Source organism: Frigoribacterium sp. PhB160 (assembly GCF_003751785.1).
Classification (GTDB): Bacteria; Actinomycetota; Actinomycetes; order Actinomycetales; family Microbacteriaceae; genus Frigoribacterium.
Genome location: NZ_RKIE01000002.1, coordinates 541,615 through 560,564, shown reverse-complemented (window position 1 = coordinate 560,564; position 18,950 = coordinate 541,615). Strand labels below are relative to the sequence as shown.

Here is an 18,950-nt window from a genome sequence, read left to right as displayed (position 1 = left end):
CCGCGCGGCGGCGGCCGGGTCGTCTGGTCGGCAGCGGGCCCCGGGGGCGGGGCGCTGCTCCGTCGAGCCCGGGCGGGGTCGACGGCGGTGCGGGATCAGACGAGGCGGGGCGGACCGCGGCGGGGGCGGGCGGTGAGGAAGCGGAGGGGCGTGGGGGCGAGGGACGGGACGGACCGGATCGACCGCACCCGCGCCTCCGGGGCGGGACGGAGCGCGGCGCCGAGCAGCAGCCGCACGACGGCGAGCCTGCGGGCTGCCAGGCGGAGGAGGCGCTCGAGGCAGGCGGCGCCCCAGCGGATGCCGACGACGGTCAGGACGGCGGCGAGGGCGTGCGCGGCCCACATGAGGCCGGCGGACATGGCCATGGCGTCGATCCCGGTGCCCGCCGCGCCGGTAGCGCCGCCGGCGACCGAGACGACGAGCGGGGTGTGGTGGCCGCCCGACGCCGAGGCGTGCCCGGCCGACGACGCCGCGCCGAGCGAGAAGAGGAGGTGGAAGGCCAGCTGGCTGACGGCGACGGACGGGATCAGCCCGGCGAGCCGGACCCGACGGCCGGCGAGCGCGACGCTGACGGGCACGGCGACGGCCAGGGCCAGCACGACGCCGAGGAGCCCCGGCGCGGCCCCGCCGCCCGCCACGTGCGAGGTCGCGGCGACGACGACGGAGAAGCCGGCGGTGAGCCAGCCGCGGAGGAACCGCGTCCATCGGGGAGCCATCGGGCGTCTCTCGGTCGGGGGCGTGGGCGCCCGTCGCGGACGCGAGGGCGGGCCTCCAGGATACGCGGCGGCGAGGTCAGCGACGGACGCCGGGGCGCTCGTCCGGTCGCGCGAGGATCTCCTGCGCGCGGTGCGCCAGGCCCGGGTCGACGACGATCTGGTAGCTGCGGGCGAGCACCTGGTGCGTCGAGGTGAAGTCGCGCCGACGCCGGCTGATGGCGAAGCTGGCGACGCCGTAGAGCATGCCGAAGCCCGCGCCGATGAAGGCGGCGGCCAGCAGGGTCGTGACCGTCGCCGTCGTCGGCGAGAAGAGCAGCATGACGAGGCCGAGGAAGACGCCGATCCAGAGCCCGGTGACGGCGCCGGCGAGCGCGGCGCGGCCGTAGGTCAGCCGGCCCGTGACGCGCTCGACCGTCGTCAGCTCGTTGCCGATGATGGCGAGCTGCTTGATCGGGAACTCGGCGTGCGAGAGGCGCTCGACGACCGCCTGGGCGGCCGGGTACGTCTCGTAGGTGCCGAGCACGTCGCCCTTCGGCAGCGTCGGGACCAGCGGGGTGCGGCGGCCCAGCGGCCTCGGGTCGGTCATGCCTGGATTGAATCACGGCTGCCCGGCGCGGAGCGAATAGATTGGACCCGTGAGCGCCACCAGAGTCTTCGTCGCCCGTCTCGCCGGGTGCTCCGTCTTCGACCCCGCCGGCGACAAGGTGGGCAAGGTGCGCGACGTGCTCGTCGTGTACCGCGGCTCGGGCTCGCCCCGGGTCGTCGGCCTGATCGTGGAGGTGCCGGGCAAGCGGCGCGTCTTCGTCGGCATCGGTCGCGTGACGAGCATCGGGTCGGGCCAGATCATCACCAACGGCGTCATCACGCTGCGCCGCTTCGAGCAGCGCGGCGGCGAGACCCGGGTCATCGCCGAGCTGCTCGGCCGACGCGTGTCGATCCGGCGCGACGGGGTCCAGGCCACCATCGAGGACGTCGCCATCGACGAGGTGTCCGAGGGCGACTGGGAGATCGGACAGCTCTTCCTCCGCAAGCCGAAGGCGACGCCCTCCCCGTTCGGCAAGGGCCCCACCGCCTTCGCGTCCTGGGACGAGGTGACGGAGGACGCCGAGCCCGGCGAGGCACAGAGCGCCGAGCACCTGATCGCCGCGTACTCCGACCTCCTGCCCGCCGACCTCGCCAACACCCTCCTCGACCTCACGCCCGAGCGGCGCCTCGAGGTCGCCTCCGAGCTCTCCGACGACCGCCTCGCCGACGTGCTGGAGGAGCTGCCCGAGAACGAGCAGGTCGAGATCTTCGGCGGCCTCGACGACCACCGCGCCGCCGGCGTGCTCGACCAGATGCAGCCCGACGACGCCGCCGACCTCATGTCGCAGCTCGGCGACGAGCGGAAGGAGGAGCTGCTCACGCTGATGGAGCCCGACGAGGCCGACGACGTGCGCATGCTGCTCAGCTTCGACCCCGACACCGCGGGCGGCCTCATGACGACCGAGCCGGTGATCGTGTCGGCCGACGCCACGGTCGCGGAGGGCCTCGCGCTCATCCGCCGTCACGAGCTGGCGCCCGCCCTCGGGGCCGCGGTCTGCGTCGTGCTGCCGCCGTACGAGCCGCCCACCGGGCGCTTCCTCGGGATGGTGCACTTCCAGCGGATGCTCCGCTACCCGCCGAACGAGCGCCTCGGCACGCTGCTCGACCAGCAGCTCGAGCCCGTCCGGGTCGACGCCACGGCCCTCGAGGTGACGCGGGTCATGGCGACCTACAACCTCGTCTCGGTGCCCGTGGTCGACGCGGCCCACCGGCTCGTCGGGGTGGTGACCATCGACGACGTCCTCGACCACGTGCTGCCCGACGACTGGCGCAGCCAGGATCCCGACCAGCCCCTCGGCCGATCCCGCCCGCGCGCCCGACGCGCTCCCCTGACCACGACGACCCAGACCCCGAGGAGGACACCCGGTGGCACGCGATAACCGCAGCACGGTCCGACTCGACTCGCCGAAGGGCCTCCGCACCCGCGTGCTGCCCGGCCGGGGCCGCCCCAGCCGCGACCGCTTCGGGCGCGCGACCGAGGCGATCGCCCGCGCGATGGGCACGCCCCAGTTCCTGCTCGCCCTGACGGGGTTCTGCCTGCTCTGGATGGGCTACAACATCACCGCCCCCGAGGCGTGGCGCTTCGACAGCGCGGCGATCGGGTTCACGGCCCTCACGCTCATCCTGTCGCTGCAGGCCTCGTACGCGGCGCCGCTCATCCTGCTCGCGCAGAACCGCCAGGACGACCGCGACCGCGTCCAGTTCGAGCAGGACCGCCAGCGCGCCGAGCGCAACCTCGCCGACACCGAGTACCTGGCCCGCGAGGTCGTCGCGCTCCGCATCGCGATCCGCGACATGGCGAGCAAGGACTTCATCCGCGCCGAGCTGCGCTCCCTGCTCGAGGAGCTCGACCGACGCGACGCCGACGAGCAGGCCGAGGCCGACCGTGGCTGACGCCGCCGACGCCGACGCGCTCATGCCCGGGGCCGTGCCGGCGTCTCCCCCCGCCGACCTCGTCGCGCGGGTGCGCACCGCGCTCGGACGGGTGCTCGACCCGGAGATCCGACGGCCCGTGACCGAGCTCGACATGATCGGCGACGTGTCGGTGACCGAGGGAGGCGCGGCGACGGTGGCCGTGAAGCTCACCATCGTGGGCTGCCCCGCCGCCGACACCATCGAGCGCGACGTGCGCGCCGCGACGGCCTCCGTCGCGGGCGTGACCGACGTGGCCGTCGACGTGACCGTCATGTCGCGCGAGGAGCGCCACGCGCTCACGGAGAAGCTGCGTGCGGGCCGCGCCGCCCGCGGCCCGCAGTTCGGCCCCGAGTCGCTGACCCGCGTCTACGCGATCACGAGCGGCAAGGGCGGCGTGGGCAAGTCGACCGTCACGGCCAACCTCGCCGTGGCCCTCGCCGCGCGCGGGCTCGAGGTCGGCATCGTCGACGCCGACGTGCACGGCTTCAGCATCCCCGGCCTGCTCGGGCTCGTGGGTCCCGACGGCGCGTCGGTGAAGCCCACCCGGGTCGACGACATGATCCTGCCGCCCGTCGCCCACGGCGTGAAGGTCATCTCGATCGGCATGTTCGTCGACGACGCCTCCACCGCGGTCGCCTGGCGCGGGCCGATGCTGCACCGCACGATCCAGCAGTTCCTCACCGACGTCTTCTTCGGCGACCTCGACGTGCTCCTCCTCGACCTGCCCCCGGGCACGGGCGACGTGGCCATCTCGGTCGGCCAGCTGCTGCCCCAGGCCGAGGTCGTCGTCGTGACGACGCCCCAGCCCGCGGCGGCGGACGTCGCCGAGCGCAGCGGCGTCGTGGCCCGGCAGACCGGCCAGCGCATCCTCGGGGTGGTCGAGAACATGGCCGGGCTGGTGCAGCCCGACGGCTCGGTGCTCGAGCTGTTCGGCTCGGGCGGCGGCGCCGAGACGGCGCGTCGCCTGTCGGCCGGGCAGGACGACGAGGTGCCGCTGCTCGCCACCGTGCCGCTCAGCATCGGGCTGCGTGAGGGCGGCGACGTCGGGGCGCCGGTCGTCGTGTCGGCGCCGGGCGACCCGGCGGCCGTGGCGATCGACGCCCTCGCGGGCCAGCTGGCCGTGCGAGCGCGGGGCCTCGCGGGGCGGAAGCTCGGGCTGAGCCTGCGCTGACCGACCCGGCCGGACGCACGACGAAGGGCACCCCGCCTCGGCGGGGTGCCCTTCGTCGTGCTCGGCCCCGTCGCGCTCAGGAGGAGACGCGACCGGCGGGCCGACGGCGACCTACGACCAGCGGGTGAAGGTCTTGGTGGGGATCGCGTGGAAGCCGTCGCGAGCGACGGACACCACGGAGCCGGCGATGCCGACGAGGGCGGCGACGGCGAGGACGATGATTCCGGTGAACATGGTTCTTCTCTCTGTGCGCGGTTCGTCGCGCGGTTCTGCACAGGACTGACACCCGCGATCCGAGTCGTTCTTGCGCGACTCGGGACGGGTGGTGGCCCTGCGGTGTTGCGATGCACCCGGGACCAGGTCGACCGGGTGGGGAGCGCATGGGGTCGCTCCGAGGACATGTCCATCATGCGCCTCCGGACGACGTAGATCAACCACGCTTTCCTACCGATACACCGTAGTATCGCTACATGGACGTCAAGCGCCTCGAGCTCCTCCGCGAACTGGCCGAGCGGGGCAGCATCGCCGCCGTCGCCAAGGCCACCCACCGCACCCCCTCCGCCGTCTCGCAGCAGCTGAAGGTGCTCGAGAAGGAGGCCGGCGTCGCCCTCACCGAGCGGGTCGGCCGCGGCGTCGTGCTGACCGGGTCGGGCCGCGTGCTCGCCCAGACGGCGACCGACGTCGCGGTCGCGCTCGAGCGGGCCCAGGCCGTGTGGGCCGACTTCATCGCGACCCCCCAGGGCGAGGTGACCCTCGCGACCTTCCCCACCGGCGGGCAGATGCTGCTGCCCGGGCTGCTGCGCACCGTCGCCGAGACGCCGGGGCTCGTCGTCGTCGCGAGCGACCACGACCCGTCGATCCTCGAGTTCGCCGAGCTGGCCGCCGACCACGACGTCGTCATCGCCCACTCCCCCGACGGCCGCGCCTGGCGGGGCCGCGGCCTCGTCACCGTGCCGCTGCTCACCGAGCCGCTCGACATCGCCCTGCCGGCCGACCACCGGCTCGCCCAGCGCGCCTCGCTCTCGCCCGGCGACCTCGAGGGCGAGAACTGGATCGGCGTGCCGACCGACTTCCCGTTCGAGTGGGTCTACCGCGAGATCGAGCGCGTCACGGGCAGCCCCGTGCGCGTCTCGCAGCGCTTCAGCGACACCAAGGTGACGGAGTCGCTCGTCGGCGCCGGCCTCGGCATCGCCGTCCTCCCCCGCTTCACCGCGAAGGAGGCGCGGGACGACATGGTCCTGATCCCCCTCGAGAGCATCCGGGCCGTCCGCTACGTCTCGGCGCTGCTGCGTCGCGACCGGGCCGAGCGTCCCTCGGTTAGGCGCGTCGTGGACGCCCTCCGCGCCGAGGCGTCACGGGTCGCCGCCCTGCACGGCGGCGTGTGAGCCCCGGCGCCGGACGACGGGGCCTAGGTCGCCTCGGAGTCGTAGGGGGCGTTCTCGCCGACGGCGAGGGGGACGACGGCGGGCGACGCCGGGCCGCCGGGCAGACCGGCGGCGACCGCCGCGGCCGCGCTGGAGGCCATGGCCGCCGAGACGGGCTTCGTGGACGACCCCCCGCTCGGCGGGTCGAGCAGGGCGTCACGGATGATGCGCCGGGGGTCGTACTGCCGGGGGTCGAGCTTCTGCCACTCGACGTCGTCGAACTCGGGGCCCATCTCGTCGCGCATGCGGTCTTTCGCGCCGTTCGCCATGTCGCGCAGCGTGCGCACGAGCTGGGCGAGCTTCGACGCGTAGCCGGGCAGGCGCTCGGGCCCCAGGAGGAACACGGCGAGCACGCCGATGACCAGGAGCTTGTCGAAGGTGAGGCCGAACAGGGACACGCATGCAGACTAACCGGTGCGCCCGTGGGCCACCCCCTAGACTCGGCCACCGAGGAGTGAGTGTGTCGCAGATCGAATCAAGCTGGAAGTTCGCGGAAGAGCTCGTGACCGAGAGCGACCCCGTGGCCGAGGCCCGGCAGCACTCCCTCGAGGTCGGGGTCGAGCCCGTCTCCCCCGCCGTGGGCGCACAGCTGGCCCTCGTGGCCGCCGCGTCGGGCGCGAAGAACGTCATCGAGGTCGGCACCGGGCTCGGCGTCAGCGGCCTCTGGCTGCTGACCGGCGCCCCCGGCGCGACGCTGACGTCGATCGACAAGGAGGTCGACCACCAGCAGTCGGCCCGCGACGCCTACCTGAGGGCGGGCGTCCCCGCGGCGCGCGTCCGCCTCATCACCGGCCGGGCCGCGGAGGTCCTGCCGCGCATGAACGAGAACTCGTACGACATCGTCTTCGTCGACGCCGACCCGGGATCGGTCATCGAGTACGTCGAGCACGGCCTCCGGCTCGCCCGGCCCGGCGGGCTCGTGCTCGTCGCGCACGCGCTCTGGCACGGGGCCGTCGCCAACCCCGCCCGGCGCGACGCGACGACGAGCGGCTTCCGCACCCTGCTCACCGAGGTCTCCACGTCGCCGGCCGTGCTCAGCTCGTTGTCGACCGCCGGCGACGGGCTGCTGCAGCTCGTCAAGCGCTGACCGCGGCCCCCTCGGGGGCCAGGGCGCGCCTCCTGGTCGGTCGTTCGCGGCGGCGGCCCGCCGCCGGACCACGGGCCCCCGCACGACGACGCCCCGCCGATCGGTGATCGACGGGGCGTCGTGCGGGTCGCAGCGCGGACGCTGCGGGTGTGGGTCGGGCTAGGCGCCGACGACGTTCGCGAGGGCGTCGTGCAGCTCTCTGGCCTCGTCGTCGTTGACCGACACCACGAGACGGCCGCCACCCTCGAGCGGAACCCGCACGATGATGAGACGGCCTTCTTTCACAGCTTCCATAGGTCCGTCGCCGGTCCTGGGCTTCATGGCTGCCATCGGATGGTCCCCTTTCACGAAGATGCTCTCCCCATTATCCGTGATTACTTCCCCCGCACCTAAACAACGGTGCGGCGACACGGCTCACGGCGGCGTCCAGTCGTACCCGTCCACCCACCAGCTGAAGTACAGCCAGGCGTACTGGCCCACGACGAAGAGCACCACGAGGGCGACGCGCCACACGCGCGACCGGGGCGCCGCGAGCACGCCGAGCAGCGGGAAGAACGGCATCAGCAAGCGCCAGGTGCTCGACTGGGGGAAGAACACGGCCAGCAGGTAGAGCGCGTAGGCGACCGACCAGAGCCGCAGGTCGACGCCGATGCGGCGGCCCGCCGGGCTGAGCAGCAGCACCGCGAAGGCGACGACGACGACCCCCAGCAGAGCCACCCCCGAACCACCCGGCAACCACCAGTTCGCACCCTCGATCCAGGGCGCGAACGGCACCAGCGGGCCGTAGCCGACGTACGCCGAGCGCCACGCGAGCTCGGTCTCGGCGTACGCGTTCGGCACCCCGGTGACGAGCCCGGCCACGACCGGCCAGGCCAGGCCGAGCAGGCCCGTCACGACGGCCGCGGTCGACGCCCGGACGGCCTCGCCCCGGGGGAAGGCCTCGTCGCCCCGCCGGGCCCGCCACCAGCGGTGGACGACGTGCAGGCCGATCGCGAGGGCCAGGGCGAGCGAGCCGGGCCGCGTGAACGACAGCACGAGCACCACGGGCAGCATCGCCAGGTAGCGCCGCTCGAGCAGCAGCAGGAGGCACGCGCAGAGCAGGACGAGGAACATCGACTCCGCGTACGCCACCTGCAGCAGCGGCGAGAGGGGCGAGACGCAGAACAGCACGACGGCGAACAGGGCGGAGCCCTCGGGCAGGACGTGCCGCATCAGCCGGTACAGCAGCAGCGAGGTGCCGCCGGCGGCCACGACCGACACGACCACGGCCAGCGTCGCGAACGAGAGCCCCGTGAGCTCGGTGAGCCCCCGCACGAGGAACGGGTACGCCGGCATGAAGGCCCAGGCGTTCTCGGCGACGTGCCCGGTGTCGGTCAGCGGGATGGTCGTCGGGTAGCCGACGGCCGAGATGATGTAGTACCAGTGGCCGTCCCAGATGGAGGCGAAGCTCGCGTAGTCGGGACGCGCCAGCGTCCACGCGTTGGCCTCCTGCCGCCCCGCGAACGACACGAGCAGGGCCGTGCTGACGATCCGCGACAGCAGGAAGACGCCCAGCACCCGGGCCCACCACGGCACGAGCCGCCACCGCACGAGGAGCGCGCGGCGCACGCCGAGCGGGCGACGGCGGGACGACGGGGAGGCGCGGGGCCGGGTGGTCAGGCCGTCAGCCACGCCCGCAGCCCGCGCTCGTTGTCGAGGATCTGCTGCACCGGCACGCGCTCGTCGTCGTGGTGCGCGAGGAGCGGGTCGCCGGGGCCGTAGTTGACGGCGGGGACGCCGAGGGCCGAGAAGCGGGCGACGTCGGTCCAGCCGTACTTCGGCTTCGCCTCGCCGCCGACGGCCGCGAGGAACTGCTGCGCGAGCGGGGCGTCGAGCCCCGGGCGGGCGCCGGGGGCGAGGTCGACGACGGTCACGTCGAAGCCGGCGAACACCTCGCGCACGTGGGCGACGGCCTCGTCGGCGCTGCGGCTCGGTGCGAAGCGGTAGTTGACGTGCACCATGCACTCGTCGGGGATGACGTTGCCGGCGACGCCGCCGGAGATGCCCACGGCGTTGAGCCCCTCGCGGTAGACGAGCCCGTCGACCTCGACCTCGCGCGCCTCGTAGGCGGCGAGGGCGTCGAGGATCGGCGCGGCGGCGTGGATCGCGTTCGAGCCCACCCACGACCGGGCGCTGTGCGAGCGGGCGCCGAAGGTGCGCACCTCGACGCGGAGGTTGCCGTTGCAGCCGCCCTCCACCTCGCTGCGGGTCGGCTCGCCGAGGACGGCGAAGTCGGCCTCGAGCAGCTCGGGTCGCAGCCGGGCCAGCCGGCCGAGCCCGTTGAGGGCGTCCGAGACCTCCTCGTGGTCGTACCAGACCCAGGTCACGTCGACCACGGGCTCGGTGAGCTCGACCGCGAGCCGCAGGTGCACGGCGCTGCCGGCCTTCATGTCGACGGTGCCGCGCCCCCAGAGGTACTCGACGCCGTCGGCGTCGGTCTCGTAGCGCGTCGGCAGGTTGTCGTTCAGCGGCACCGTGTCGATGTGGCCGGCGACGACGACGCGCTTCGCGCGGCCGAGGTCCGTCCGGGCGACGATCGCGTCGCCGTCGCGGTGCAGCTCGAGGTGGTCGTGGCCCGCGAGGGTCTCCCAGATGGCGTCCGAGACGGCACGCTCGTCGCCCGACACCGACTCGATGTCGCAGAGCTGGCGGGTGACGTCGACGGGAGAGACGCTCAGGTCGATGGTCGGCATGCTGCCGAGTGTACGGGGGCTCGCCCTACGATCGGAGGATGACCACCGACGCCACCGCCCCCACGCACGCCCACGGGTACGGACTCGCCACCGTCTCCTCCGACGGCACCACGCTCGACACCTGGTTCCCCGCGCCGTCGCTCGGCCGCCTGCCGGCCGACCGCGACCCGGCGATCGTGCCGGCCGAGATCTCCGACGCGGCCGGGCCCGACGAGCGGCGGGCCGTGGACCTCGTGCCGGCGACCGTCGAGATCGACCTCTCCGCGCCTCCCGCGTCCACCCCCGACGCGTACCTGCGCCTGCACCTGCTCAGCCACCTGCTCGTCGCCCCGAACTCGATCGACCTCGAGGGGCTGTTCGCGCACCTGCCGATCGTCGTCTGGACCAACGCCGGGCCCGTGCACCCCGACGACTTCGCCCGGCTCCGGCCGGCGCTGCAGCGGGCCGGCATCACGACGACCGGCATCGACAAGTTCCCGCGCATGCTCGACTACGTGCTGCCCGACCGCGTGCGCATCGCCGACGCGTCGCGCGTGCGCCTCGGCGCGCACCTCTCCCCCGGCACGACCGTCATGCACGAGGGCTTCGTCAACTTCAACGCCGGCACGCTCGGCACCTCGATGGTCGAGGGACGCATCTCGCAGGGCGTCGTCGTCGGCGACGGGTCCGACATCGGGGGCGGCGCCTCCATCATGGGGACCCTGTCGGGAGGCGGCACGCAGCGCGTCACCATCGGCGAGCGCGCCCTGCTCGGCGCGAACTCCGGCATCGGCATCTCGATCGGCGACGACAGCGTCGTCGAGGCCGGGCTCTACGTCACGGCGGGAACGAAGGTGGTCGTCGTGGGCGGCACGCCGACCTCCGACGGCCGCCAGCAGACGGTCAAGGCCGTCGAGCTGTCAGGACGCCCCGGGCTGCTGTTCCGCCGCAACTCGGTCACCGGCGCGGTCGAGGTGCTGCCCCGCCGCGGCCACGGCATCACGCTCAACTCGCAGCTGCACGCGTAGGCCGACTGGCCCCGGCGCCGCTAGCGCCGGGGCCAGTCGCGCTGGGCCTCGCCCAGGTACAACTGCTGCGGTCGGCCGATCTTCGTCGCCGGGTCCTGGTTCATCTCACGCCAGTGCGCGATCCAGCCCGGCAGGCGGCCGATCGCGAAGAGCACGGTGAACATGCGGGGCGGGAAGCCCATCGCCTTGTAGATGACGCCGGTGTAGAAGTCGACGTTCGGGTAGAGCTTGCGCTCGACGAAGTAGTCGTCGGCGAGGGCGATGTCCTCCAGCTCCATCGCGATGTCGAGCAGGTCGTCCTGCACGCCGAGGGCGGCGAGCACCTCCGTCGCGCTCTCTTTCACGAGGCGGGCGCGCGGGTCGAAGTTCTTGTAGACCCGGTGGCCGAAGCCCATGAGCTTGACCCCCTCTTCTTTGTTCTTCACCCGCTCGACGAAGCGCTCGACGCCCTGGCCGCTGGCCTTGATCTCGGCGAGCATGGAGAGGACGGCCTCGTTCGCGCCGCCGTGCAGCGGGCCGTAGAGCGCGCTGATGCCGGCCGAGATCGACGAGAACATGTTCGCCTGGGTCGAGCCGACCAGCCGCACGGTCGACGTCGACGCGTTCTGCTCGTGGTCTTCGTGGAGGATGAGGAGGCGCTCGAGGGCCTTCGACAGCACCGGGTTCACCTCGTACGGCTCGGCCATCGTGCCGAAGTTCAGCTTGAGGAAGTTGTCGACGAAGCTCAGGGAGTTGTCGGGGTAGAGGAACGCCTGGCCGAGGCTCTTCTTGTGCGCGTAGGCCGCGATGACGGGCAGCTTCGCCAGCAGGCGGATCGTCTGCAGCTCGATCTGCTCGGGGTCGCTGACGCTCATCGAGCCCTCGTAGAAGGTGCCGAGCGCGCCCACGGCGCTCGACAGCACCGACATCGGGTGAGCGCTGTGCGGCAGCGCGTCGAAGAAGCGGCGGAGGTCTTCGTGCAGCAGCGTGTGGCGGCGGATGCGGGCGTCGAAGTCGGCGAGCTGGTCGGCGGTCGGCAGCTCGCCGTAGATGAGCAGCCACGCCGTCTCGAGGTAGGTCGAGTTCTCGGCGACCTGCTCGATCGGGTACCCCCGGTAGCGGAGGATGCCCTCGTCGCCGTCGATGTAGGTGATCTTCGAGCGGGTCGCGGAGGTGTTCACGAACCCGGTGTCGAGGGTCGTGTAGCCGGTCTGCTTCGTGAAGCTCGAGATGTCGATGGACGAGGCACCCTGGGTGCTCGGCACGATCGGGAACTCGGCCGTCCCCCCGGGGAACTGCAGCGTGGCCTTCTGGGCGTCGTTGGCAGGATCAGTCACCCTGTCACCCTACCGGTCAGCCCCGGAGGCGCTCCACGGCCGCCGCGATCCGCTCGTCGGTCGTCGTCAGGGCGACCCGCACGTGGCGGCCGCCGTCGACGCCGTAGAAGCTGCCGGGCGCCACGAGCACCCCGCGCTCGGCCAGCCAGGCGACGCTCTGCCAGGCGTCCTCGTCGCGGGTGACCCAGAGGTACAGGCCGGCCTCGCTGTGGTCGACGCGGAAGCCCGCGGCCTCGAGCGCCGGCGCGAGGGCCGCCCGGCGGGCGCGGTAGAGCGCCTTCTGCCGCTGCACGTGCTGCTCGTCGCCGAGGGCGACGCGCATGGCCTCCTGCACCGGGGCGGGCGGCATCAGGCCCGCGTGCTTGCGCACGGCGAGCAGCTGGGCGACCACGTCGGCGTCGCCCGCGACGAAGCCGGCGCGGTAGCCGGCGAGGTTCGACTGCTTGCTCAGCGAGTACACGCTGACCACGCCGCGACGGTCGTCGCCGACGACGCGGGGGTCGAGGACGCAGGGGGTGGGACGGTCGGCCCACTCGCCCTCCCAGCCCAGCTCGGCGTAGCACTCGTCGCCCGCGACGACGGCCCCGAGCTCGCGGGCCCGCGCGACCGCGGCGCGCAGCTGCTCGACGTCGAGGACGGAGCCGTCGGGGTTGCCGGGGCTGTTCAGCCAGACCAGGCGGGTCGACTCGGGCCACTCGGCCGGGTCGTCGGACGCGAGCGAGTCGGCGCCGACGAGGGCCGCGCCGAGCGCGTAGGTCGGGTAGGCCGCCCTCGGGTACACGATGGTGTCGCCGCGGCCGATGCCGAGCCACAGGGCCATGCCCGCGATGAGCTCCTTCGAGCCGATCGTCGGCAGCACCTCGGCGTCGGTCAGCCCGGCGACGCCCCGGCGACGCTCGTACCACTCCGCGATCGCCGCGCGCAGGGCGGGCGTGCCGGCCACCTGCGGGTAGGCGTGCGCGTCGGTCGAGGCGACCAGCGCCTCCCGCACGACGTCGGGGGTGGGGTCGACCGGCGAGCCGACCGAGAGGTCGACGATGCCGCCCGGGTGGGCCCGCGCGGTCTCGGCGTAGCCGGTCAGCGAGTCCCAGGGGAAGTCGGGCAGGTCGAGGGCCACCGCGCGGCTACTCGGCGTGCGCCTGGGGCGGCAGGACCGCGATGACGGGGTGGTCCTTCGCGATCACGCCGACCTTCGCGGCGCCGCCGGGCGAGCCGATCTCGTCGAAGAACTCGACGTTGGCCTTGTAGTAGTCGGCCCACTTGTCGGGCAGGTCGTCCTCGTAGTAGATGGCCTCGACGGGGCAGACGGGCTCGCAGGCACCGCAGTCGACGCATTCGTCGGGGTGGATGTAGAGCGAGCGTTCGCCCTCGTAGATGCAGTCGACGGGGCATTCGTCGATGCAGGCACGGTCTTTGACATCCACACAGGGCAGTGCGATCACGTACGTCACGTCTGGGGTGTTCCCTTCACGTCGGGCAAGGCGTCCATCTTATCTCCCGCCGACCTGGACGCCGGAGGCGCGGGTCGGCTGGCGCGCCCCGCCCGCCTCCCGGGGCGGCAGCGTCGGCCACGCGAGCACGATCATCGCGACCACGGCGGGCCCGAACGCCCAGCCGTAGCCCGGCAGGTTCGCGGGCACGAGGGCGGAGCCGCCGGCGCCGGGCTGCGAGAAGGCGCCGATGGCGAGGTAGAGGCCGAGCGCCGCGGCGACGGCGACGGCCCGGGACCGGAAGACGAGGCGGAACCCGGCGACGAGCGCCGCGGCCATGACGAGCGAGACGACGAGGCCGGTCCAGAGCGGAGCACCCGCGACCGTCGTCGTGACCTGGTGCCCGACCGTGCCGATCGCGCCGAAGACGGCGCCGGCCGCCAGGGCCAGCAGCAGGGTGCCGGCCCGGCCGCCGCGGGTCATGTCGGCGAGCTCGGAGGTCGTCGACGCCGACGCCGCCTCGGCCGGGGCCGCCACCGAGCGGAACGACTCGACGGTCGGCACCGGGTCGACCGCGCCGTGCGGGTACCGGACGCCGGCGCGCCCCCCGGGCAGGTCGACGACCTCGAGCTGCGTGCGGTAGCGGCGGAGGGCGGCGATCGTGCGCGGCGTGGAGGCGCGCACGTCGAGGGACAGGACGCTGTCGTCGGCGGCGAGCGCCTCGGCCTCGGCGCCCTCGGCCTGGCCGGCACCGCTCAGGACGGCGAAGTACGGCACCTCGGCGAGCCGGGCGACGCGCACCGCGACCCGGTTCGCCCGCACGTGGTCGGGGTGGTGGTAGCCGCCGTCCTCGTCGTAGCTGACGATCGCGGTCGGCCGCACCGACTCGACGACGGCGGACAGGTCGGAGACGACCTCGCCGAACTCGGCGGCGCAGAAGGCGGCCGGGTGGAGGTCGGGCGTGGGCCCGGCCACGCCGTCGGCGCGCCACACCATGCCGCTGTCGCGGTACGCCCGCGAGGGCAGGCCCGCCGTGCGCGCCTCGGGGTCGCCGAGGAACCGGTGGTCGCGGACGCCGAGCTCGCGCATGGCCTCGGCGATCTCGCCCTCGCGGTGGACGGCGAGCGCGGCCTCGTCTCCGCGCAGCGCCGCGAGGTCGTCGGGCAGCACCTCGCCGAGCTCGCCGCGCGTGCAGGTGACGACGGTGACCGAGGCGCCCGAGGCGACGAGGGAGGCGATGGTGCCGCCGGTCGTGATCGTCTCGTCGTCGGGGTGCGCGTGGACGAAGAGCACGTGCTCGGTGCGGGCGACGCCGGGCGTCGCGGGCCGCGGGTCGGACGCGGCGGAGGCGAAGGAAGTCATCACTGGACAGGATAGGCCGGGCGCCGCTATGGTCATCTCCGGTCAGGCTCCAAGTTAGGTTAGCCTCACCAAACTGACCGGTCCGGTCGTCCGGGAGGACGCCGCCTCGGCCCCGCGTCACCGCCGATGCCGACCCCCTCCCGCCCCTGCCGAAAGCCGTCGCCGTGCTCGCCAACTACCTCATCGGACTCCGGGAGGGCCTCGAGGCCGCCCTCGTCGTGGGCATCCTCGTCGCGTACCTCGCCAAGACCGACCGCCGCGACGTCCTCCCCCGCGTCTGGCTCGGGGTCGTCGCCGCGGTCGTGCTCTCGCTGGGCCTCGGCGCGCTCCTCACCTTCGGCGCCTACGGGCTCACCTTCCAGGCCCAGGAGATCATCGGCGGCGGGCTCTCGATCGTGGCCGTCGGCTTCGTCACGGGCATGGTCTTCTGGATGGCCCGCACGGCCCGCGGCATGCGGGGCGAGCTCGAGTCCGGGCTCGACCGTGCGGTGGCCGGAGGCGCATGGGCCGTCGTGCTGCTCGCCTTCCTCTCCGTGGGCCGCGAGGGCATCGAGACCGCGCTGTTCGTCTGGGCGACGGTCCAGTCGACCGGGGGCGGCGCCTCCCCGCTGGTCGGCGCCCTGCTGGGCGTCCTCACCGCCGTCGCGATCGAGGTCGCGATCTACCGCGGCGTCATGAGCATCGACCTGCGGCGCTTCTTCACCGTGACGGGCTACGTCCTCGTCGTGGTGGCCGCCGGCGTGCTGGCGTACGGGGTGGGCGACCTGCAGGAGGCCGGCGTGCTCCCGGGCCGCACCTCCCTCGCCTTCGACGTCAGCGCGGCCGTGCCGCCGACGAGCTGGCAGGGCACCCTGCTGCAGGGCCTCGTGAACTTCACCCCGACGCCGAGCTGGCTGCAGGTGGCCGCCTGGCTCGCGTACCTCGCCGTCGTCGTGCCGCTGTTCGTCCGCGCGACGCGACGACGGCCGTCCGGGGCCGCCCGCGCCTCCCGCGCCGCCGACCCGGCCGTCCCCGCCGACCCGACCACCCCCGCCCGCACGACCGCAGGAGCCCCCCGATGACCGCACGCCCCCGCCCCCTGGCCCTCGGAGCCGGCGCCCTGCTCGCCGCCCTCTCCCTCACCGGCTGCGTCGCCAACGCCCCGGCCGGCTCGGCCGCGGGCGCGACGACCGTCGCCGTCGAGGGGAACGGCGACGCGTGCACCGTCTCGACGACCAGCGTGCCGAGCGGCCCGGTCACGTTCACCATGACGAACACGGGCACCGACGCGACCGAGTTCGAGCTGCTGGCCTCGGACGGCCTCCGCATCGTCAGCGAGAAGGAGAACATCGGTCCCGGCACCACGGCCTCGCTCACCGTCGCGGTGCCGGCGGGCGACTACGTCACCGCGTGCATCCCCGGCCTCGTCGGACAGGGCGTCCGCGCGCCGTTCACCGTGACCGACTCGGGCACGGCCGTCGAGCCGACCGGCAGCGACGCCGAGCGCATCGACGCCGCCGCCGCCGCGTACGTCGGCTACGTGCGCGACCAGGTCGGGCAGCTCGTGCCCGCCACCCAGGAGTTCCTCGACGCCTACACGTCGGGCGACGACGCCCGGGCCCGCGAGCTCTACCCGACGACCCGGGCGTTCTACGAGCGCATCGAGCCCGTCGCCGAGTCGTTCGGCGACCTCGACCCGAAGATCGACTTCCGCGAGGCGGACGTCGAGGAGGGGACGGAGTGGACCGGCTGGCACCGCATCGAGAAGGACCTCTGGCAGCCTGACGCGGCCGACGACGGAGGCGCGACGTACGTCCCGCTGACCGCCGACGAGCGTGCCCGCTACGCCACGCAGCTCACGAGCGACACCGCCGAGCTGCACGACGCCGTGACGGCCGACGACTTCACCGTCAGCATCGACGCGATCAGCAACGGCGCCGTCGGGCTCATGGACGAGGTCGCCACCGGCAAGATCACCGGCGAGGAGGAGATCTGGTCGCACACCGACCTCTGGGACTTCCAGGCCAATCTCGAGGGGGCCCGGGTGGCCTACGAGGGCGTCCGCGACGTCGTCGTCGAGAAGGACCCCGACCTCGTCGACGACGTCGACGCGCGCCTCGGCTCCCTCGAGACGCTCCTCGCCTCCTACGGCAGCCTCGAGTCGGGCTTCCCGTCGTACACCGACCTCACCGACGCCGACAAGAAGTCGCTGTCGGACGCCGTCAACGCCCTGAGCGAGCCGCTCAGCCGGCTGACGAGCGCACTCGTGAGCTGACGCCGGTGACGGACGAGCGCGGGTTGTCCCGCCGCGGCCTGCTCGGCCTGCTCGGCACCGGCGTGGGCGCAGGAGTGCTCGGCGCCGGCGTCGGGATCGGGGCCGACCGGGCCGTCCAGGCGCACGCGACCGGCACCTCCGGCGCGTCCGCCTCGTACCCGTTCGCCGGTCGGCACCAGTCGGGCATCACCACCGCCGCCCAGGACCGCCTCCACTTCGCCGCGTTCGACGTCGCGGCGGGCACCACGCGCGACGACCTCGTGGAGCTGCTGCAGGACTGGAGCGCGGCGGCCGCGCGCCTCACCCGCGGCCTCGACGTCAGCGAGGCCGGCGCGGTGGGCGGCTCGGCGCTCGCGCCGCCCGACGACACCGGCGAGGCGCTCGGCCTGCCCGCCGCCGGCCTGACCATCACGATCGGGTTCGGCCCGACGCTGTTCACGGCCGTCGACGGCACCGACCGCTTCGGCCTCGCCGACCGCCGACCCGCGGCGCTCGTCGACCTGCCGCACTTCTCCGGCGACCAGCTCGTGGACGCCCAGAGCGGCGGCGACCTCTGCGTGCAGGCGTGCAGCGACGACCCGCAGGTCGCGGTGCACGCCGTCCGCAACCTGTCGCGCATCGCGTTCGGCCGCGCCTCCCTCCGCTGGTCGCAGCTCGGCTTCGGCCGCACCTCGTCCACCACGCGGGGCCAGTCGACCCCGCGCAACCTCTTCGGGTTCAAGGACGGCACCGCGAACGTCCGCGCCGAGGACACCGCCGCCGTCGCCGCGGGGGTCTGGGCCGCCGCCGGCGACGGGCCCGGCTGGATGACCGACGGCTCGTACCTCGTCGCCCGCAAGATCCGCATGACGATCGAGACCTGGGACCACGCCTCGCTGCAGGAGCAGCAGACGGTCATCGGGCGCGACAAGGGCGAGGGCGCACCGCTCTCGGGCGGCACCGAGTCCACCGCCCCCGACTTCGCCGCGACGTCGGCCGACGGCTCCGGGCCGGCGATCGCCGTCGACTCGCACGTCGCCCTGGCGCACCCCGACCACCACGGCGGCGCCACGCTGCTGCGCCGCGGCTACAACTTCGTCGACGGCAACGACGACCTCGGCCGGCTCGCGGCGGGGCTGTTCTTCATCGCCTACCAGCGCGACCCCCGGACGCAGTTCGTGCCGATCCAGACGGCGCTCGCCCGCTCCGACCGCATGAACGAGTACGTGAAGCACGTGGGGTCGGCCATCTTCGCGGTCCCGCCCGGCGCGCGCGAGGGCGGCTGGGTCGGTGAAGGCCTCTTCGCCTAGACGGGCGTGACGACGTACGTCGCGACGACCGCGTCGTCGGACGAGGACGTCGTCAACGTCAGCACGACGCGGTACGCGGGCCCGGTGAACGTGCCGAGCGCCGTGTCGGCGTCGACGTTCACGCCGCTGGCCGTGTAGCCCGCCGCCTCGAGATCGCCCTGCGCGGTCGCGAAGTCGTCGAGGCCCGCCACCGTCAGCTGCGCGGCCCAGCCGGAGCCGTCGGGGCCCGCTCCCCCGCCGCGCACCGTGCCGTCGAGCAGCGGCACCTCGGCCGGGAAGGTGTCGGGCAGGGTGCCGTCGGTCGAGATGCTCGCGCCGCCCAGCGCGTCGCTGATCGCGCCCTCGACCGTGCCGCGCACGCTCTCGACGCCCTGGTCGACCGCGCTCCCGACGACGTTGTCGACCATCGAGCCCTCGCCGCAGCCGGCGAGGCCGACGACGAGGCCGGCCGAGAGGGCGAGGACGGCGAGCGGGCGGACGAGACGGGTCGGGGTGGTGGTCACGGACGGGACGATAGCGGCCGGGTCTGGGCGGGGGCGCAGAACGTGCCGCGTGTGCACGCCCGGGCCGCGCGGTGCCCGACGCGACCCCCGGGACGGCAGGAGGCGCCCCACACGATCGTGGGGCGCCTCCTGGTGGCCGTTCTCCCGGCCGGGTGCTGCT

General features: G+C 73.8%; 21 protein-coding genes. 9 read left to right on the top strand and 12 right to left on the bottom strand.

Annotated elements, in window-relative coordinates:
• Positions 1 to 95: 95 nt before the first annotated feature.
• Both EDF38_RS11620 and EDF38_RS11615 read right to left on the bottom strand, forming a co-directional pair.
• The gene (locus EDF38_RS11620; RefSeq protein ID WP_123355557.1) at positions 96 to 716 is read right to left on the bottom strand and encodes a hypothetical protein; all 621 of its coding nucleotides are present in this window, start codon (positions 714 to 716) and stop codon (positions 96 to 98) included.
• Between the two features lie 76 nt (positions 717 to 792).
• Positions 793 to 1,302 (bottom strand): general stress protein, encoded by a 510-nt coding sequence (locus EDF38_RS11615; protein ID WP_123355556.1) that lies wholly within the window; start codon positions 1,300 to 1,302, stop codon positions 793 to 795.
• A 49-nt stretch (positions 1,303 to 1,351) separates the two neighbouring features.
• Here EDF38_RS11615 and EDF38_RS11610 point away from each other — a divergent pair, with 49 nt between their 5' ends.
• From EDF38_RS11610 to EDF38_RS11600, 3 genes are read left to right on the top strand one after another with little or no spacing between them, the layout of a single operon-like run.
• Positions 1,352 to 2,680 carry a magnesium transporter MgtE N-terminal domain-containing protein gene (locus tag EDF38_RS11610; protein WP_123355555.1) on the top strand — a complete coding sequence of 443 codons (1,329 nt, stop codon included), beginning with the start codon at positions 1,352 to 1,354 and terminating at the stop codon, positions 2,678 to 2,680.
• On the top strand, positions 2,667 to 3,194 hold the full coding sequence (locus EDF38_RS11605) for a DUF1003 domain-containing protein (RefSeq protein ID WP_123355554.1): 528 nt from the start codon (positions 2,667 to 2,669) through the stop codon (positions 3,192 to 3,194). Before EDF38_RS11610 ends, EDF38_RS11605 begins: the two co-directional genes overlap by 14 nt.
• Before the next feature lie 22 nt (positions 3,195 to 3,216).
• The gene (locus EDF38_RS11600) at positions 3,217 to 4,386 is read left to right on the top strand and encodes an Mrp/NBP35 family ATP-binding protein (protein WP_123356008.1); all 1,170 of its coding nucleotides are present in this window, start codon (positions 3,217 to 3,219) and stop codon (positions 4,384 to 4,386) included.
• Positions 4,387 to 4,497: 111 nt separating this feature from the next.
• Here EDF38_RS11600 and EDF38_RS16305 read toward each other — a convergent pair whose 3' ends face one another.
• Positions 4,498 to 4,620 carry a hypothetical protein gene (locus tag EDF38_RS16305; protein WP_255409861.1) on the bottom strand — a complete coding sequence of 41 codons (123 nt, stop codon included), beginning with the start codon at positions 4,618 to 4,620 and terminating at the stop codon, positions 4,498 to 4,500.
• Between the two features lie 236 nt (positions 4,621 to 4,856).
• On the opposite strand from EDF38_RS16305, the gene EDF38_RS11595 reads away from it, so the two are divergent.
• Complete coding sequence (locus EDF38_RS11595; RefSeq protein WP_123355553.1) at positions 4,857 to 5,771, top strand: LysR family transcriptional regulator; 915 nt, start codon at positions 4,857 to 4,859, stop codon at positions 5,769 to 5,771.
• A 23-nt stretch (positions 5,772 to 5,794) separates the two neighbouring features.
• On the opposite strand, the gene EDF38_RS11590 is transcribed toward EDF38_RS11595, so the two are convergent.
• Positions 5,795 to 6,202 carry a Sec-independent protein translocase TatB gene (locus EDF38_RS11590; protein WP_123356006.1) on the bottom strand — a complete coding sequence of 136 codons (408 nt, stop codon included), beginning with the start codon at positions 6,200 to 6,202 and terminating at the stop codon, positions 5,795 to 5,797.
• Positions 6,203 to 6,270: 68 nt separating this feature from the next.
• On the opposite strand from EDF38_RS11590, the gene EDF38_RS11585 reads away from it, so the two are divergent.
• Positions 6,271 to 6,897: an O-methyltransferase gene (locus EDF38_RS11585; protein WP_123355552.1), complete on the top strand. Its 627-nt coding sequence runs from the start codon at positions 6,271 to 6,273 to the stop codon at positions 6,895 to 6,897.
• Between the two features lie 159 nt (positions 6,898 to 7,056).
• Here EDF38_RS11585 and EDF38_RS11580 read toward each other — a convergent pair whose 3' ends face one another.
• From EDF38_RS11580 to dapE, 3 genes are all read right to left on the bottom strand, one after another.
• Positions 7,057 to 7,227 (bottom strand): DUF3117 domain-containing protein, encoded by a 171-nt coding sequence (locus EDF38_RS11580; RefSeq protein ID WP_123355551.1) that lies wholly within the window; start codon positions 7,225 to 7,227, stop codon positions 7,057 to 7,059.
• 84 nt (positions 7,228 to 7,311) lie between these two features.
• Positions 7,312 to 8,568 carry a hypothetical protein gene (locus EDF38_RS11575; RefSeq protein WP_123355550.1) on the bottom strand — a complete coding sequence of 419 codons (1,257 nt, stop codon included), beginning with the start codon at positions 8,566 to 8,568 and terminating at the stop codon, positions 7,312 to 7,314.
• Complete coding sequence (gene dapE, locus EDF38_RS11570; protein WP_123355549.1) at positions 8,553 to 9,629, bottom strand: succinyl-diaminopimelate desuccinylase; 1,077 nt, start codon at positions 9,627 to 9,629, stop codon at positions 8,553 to 8,555. The genes EDF38_RS11575 and dapE overlap by 16 nt, the downstream gene beginning before the upstream one ends.
• 38 nt (positions 9,630 to 9,667) lie before the next feature.
• Between dapE and dapD the strand changes: the two genes are divergently transcribed.
• Positions 9,668 to 10,636 (top strand): 2,3,4,5-tetrahydropyridine-2,6-dicarboxylate N-succinyltransferase, encoded by a 969-nt coding sequence (gene dapD, locus EDF38_RS11565; RefSeq protein ID WP_123355548.1) that lies wholly within the window; start codon positions 9,668 to 9,670, stop codon positions 10,634 to 10,636.
• A gap of 20 nt (positions 10,637 to 10,656) precedes the next feature.
• On the opposite strand, the gene EDF38_RS11560 is transcribed toward dapD, so the two are convergent.
• The 4 genes from EDF38_RS11560 to EDF38_RS11545 are packed head-to-tail and all read right to left on the bottom strand — an operon-like array spanning position 10,657 to position 14,744.
• Positions 10,657 to 11,952 carry a citrate synthase gene (locus tag EDF38_RS11560; RefSeq protein ID WP_123355547.1) on the bottom strand — a complete coding sequence of 432 codons (1,296 nt, stop codon included), beginning with the start codon at positions 11,950 to 11,952 and terminating at the stop codon, positions 10,657 to 10,659.
• Between the two features lie 16 nt (positions 11,953 to 11,968).
• Positions 11,969 to 13,069: a succinyldiaminopimelate transaminase gene (gene dapC / locus EDF38_RS11555; protein ID WP_123355546.1), complete on the bottom strand. Its 1,101-nt coding sequence runs from the start codon at positions 13,067 to 13,069 to the stop codon at positions 11,969 to 11,971.
• 7 nt (positions 13,070 to 13,076) lie between these two features.
• The gene (gene fdxA / locus EDF38_RS11550; RefSeq protein WP_123355545.1) at positions 13,077 to 13,403 is read right to left on the bottom strand and encodes a ferredoxin; all 327 of its coding nucleotides are present in this window, start codon (positions 13,401 to 13,403) and stop codon (positions 13,077 to 13,079) included.
• Positions 13,404 to 13,442: 39 nt separating this feature from the next.
• Entirely contained in the window at positions 13,443 to 14,744 is a 1,302-nt protein-coding gene (locus EDF38_RS11545; RefSeq protein WP_158613367.1) for a PIG-L family deacetylase, read from the bottom strand.
• Between the two features lie 164 nt (positions 14,745 to 14,908).
• Between EDF38_RS11545 and efeU the strand changes: the two genes are divergently transcribed.
• Genes efeU through efeB form a run of 3 tightly spaced genes read left to right on the top strand, consistent with a single transcriptional unit; the run spans position 14,909 to position 18,287 of the window.
• Entirely contained in the window at positions 14,909 to 15,805 is an 897-nt protein-coding gene (gene efeU / locus EDF38_RS11540; protein ID WP_123355543.1) for an iron uptake transporter permease EfeU, read from the top strand.
• A complete protein-coding gene (gene efeO, locus EDF38_RS11535; protein ID WP_123355542.1) occupies positions 15,802 to 16,998 on the top strand; it encodes an iron uptake system protein EfeO in 1,197 nt (398 codons plus the stop codon). The genes efeU and efeO overlap by 4 nt, the downstream gene beginning before the upstream one ends.
• A complete protein-coding gene (gene efeB, locus EDF38_RS11530; protein WP_123355541.1) occupies positions 16,995 to 18,287 on the top strand; it encodes an iron uptake transporter deferrochelatase/peroxidase subunit in 1,293 nt (430 codons plus the stop codon). The genes efeO and efeB overlap by 4 nt, the downstream gene beginning before the upstream one ends.
• Here the strand turns inward: efeB and EDF38_RS15935 are convergent.
• The gene (locus tag EDF38_RS15935; RefSeq protein ID WP_158613366.1) at positions 18,284 to 18,790 is read right to left on the bottom strand and encodes a hypothetical protein; all 507 of its coding nucleotides are present in this window, start codon (positions 18,788 to 18,790) and stop codon (positions 18,284 to 18,286) included. The two genes, efeB and EDF38_RS15935, sit on opposite strands and share 4 nt — an antisense overlap.
• Between the last annotated feature and the right edge of the window lie 160 nt (positions 18,791 to 18,950).

Coding starts and splice junctions, on each gene's coding strand:
- EDF38_RS11620 (WP_123355557.1), bottom strand. CDS start 716: ATGGCTCCCCGATGGACGCGGTTCCTCCGCGGCTGGCTCACCGCCGGC.
- EDF38_RS11615 (WP_123355556.1), bottom strand. CDS start 1,302: ATGACCGACCCGAGGCCGCTGGGCCGCCGCACCCCGCTGGTCCCGACG.
- EDF38_RS11600 (WP_123356008.1), top strand. CDS start 3,217: ATGCCCGGGGCCGTGCCGGCGTCTCCCCCCGCCGACCTCGTCGCGCGG.
- EDF38_RS16305 (WP_255409861.1), bottom strand. CDS start 4,620: ATGTTCACCGGAATCATCGTCCTCGCCGTCGCCGCCCTCGTCGGCATC.
- EDF38_RS11595 (WP_123355553.1), top strand. CDS start 4,857: ATGGACGTCAAGCGCCTCGAGCTCCTCCGCGAACTGGCCGAGCGGGGC.
- EDF38_RS11580 (WP_123355551.1), bottom strand. CDS start 7,227: ATGGCAGCCATGAAGCCCAGGACCGGCGACGGACCTATGGAAGCTGTG.
- dapE (WP_123355549.1), bottom strand. CDS start 9,629: ATGCCGACCATCGACCTGAGCGTCTCTCCCGTCGACGTCACCCGCCAG.
- dapD (WP_123355548.1), top strand. CDS start 9,668: ATGACCACCGACGCCACCGCCCCCACGCACGCCCACGGGTACGGACTC.
- EDF38_RS11545 (WP_158613367.1), bottom strand. CDS start 14,744: ATGACTTCCTTCGCCTCCGCCGCGTCCGACCCGCGGCCCGCGACGCCC.
- efeO (WP_123355542.1), top strand. CDS start 15,802: ATGACCGCACGCCCCCGCCCCCTGGCCCTCGGAGCCGGCGCCCTGCTC.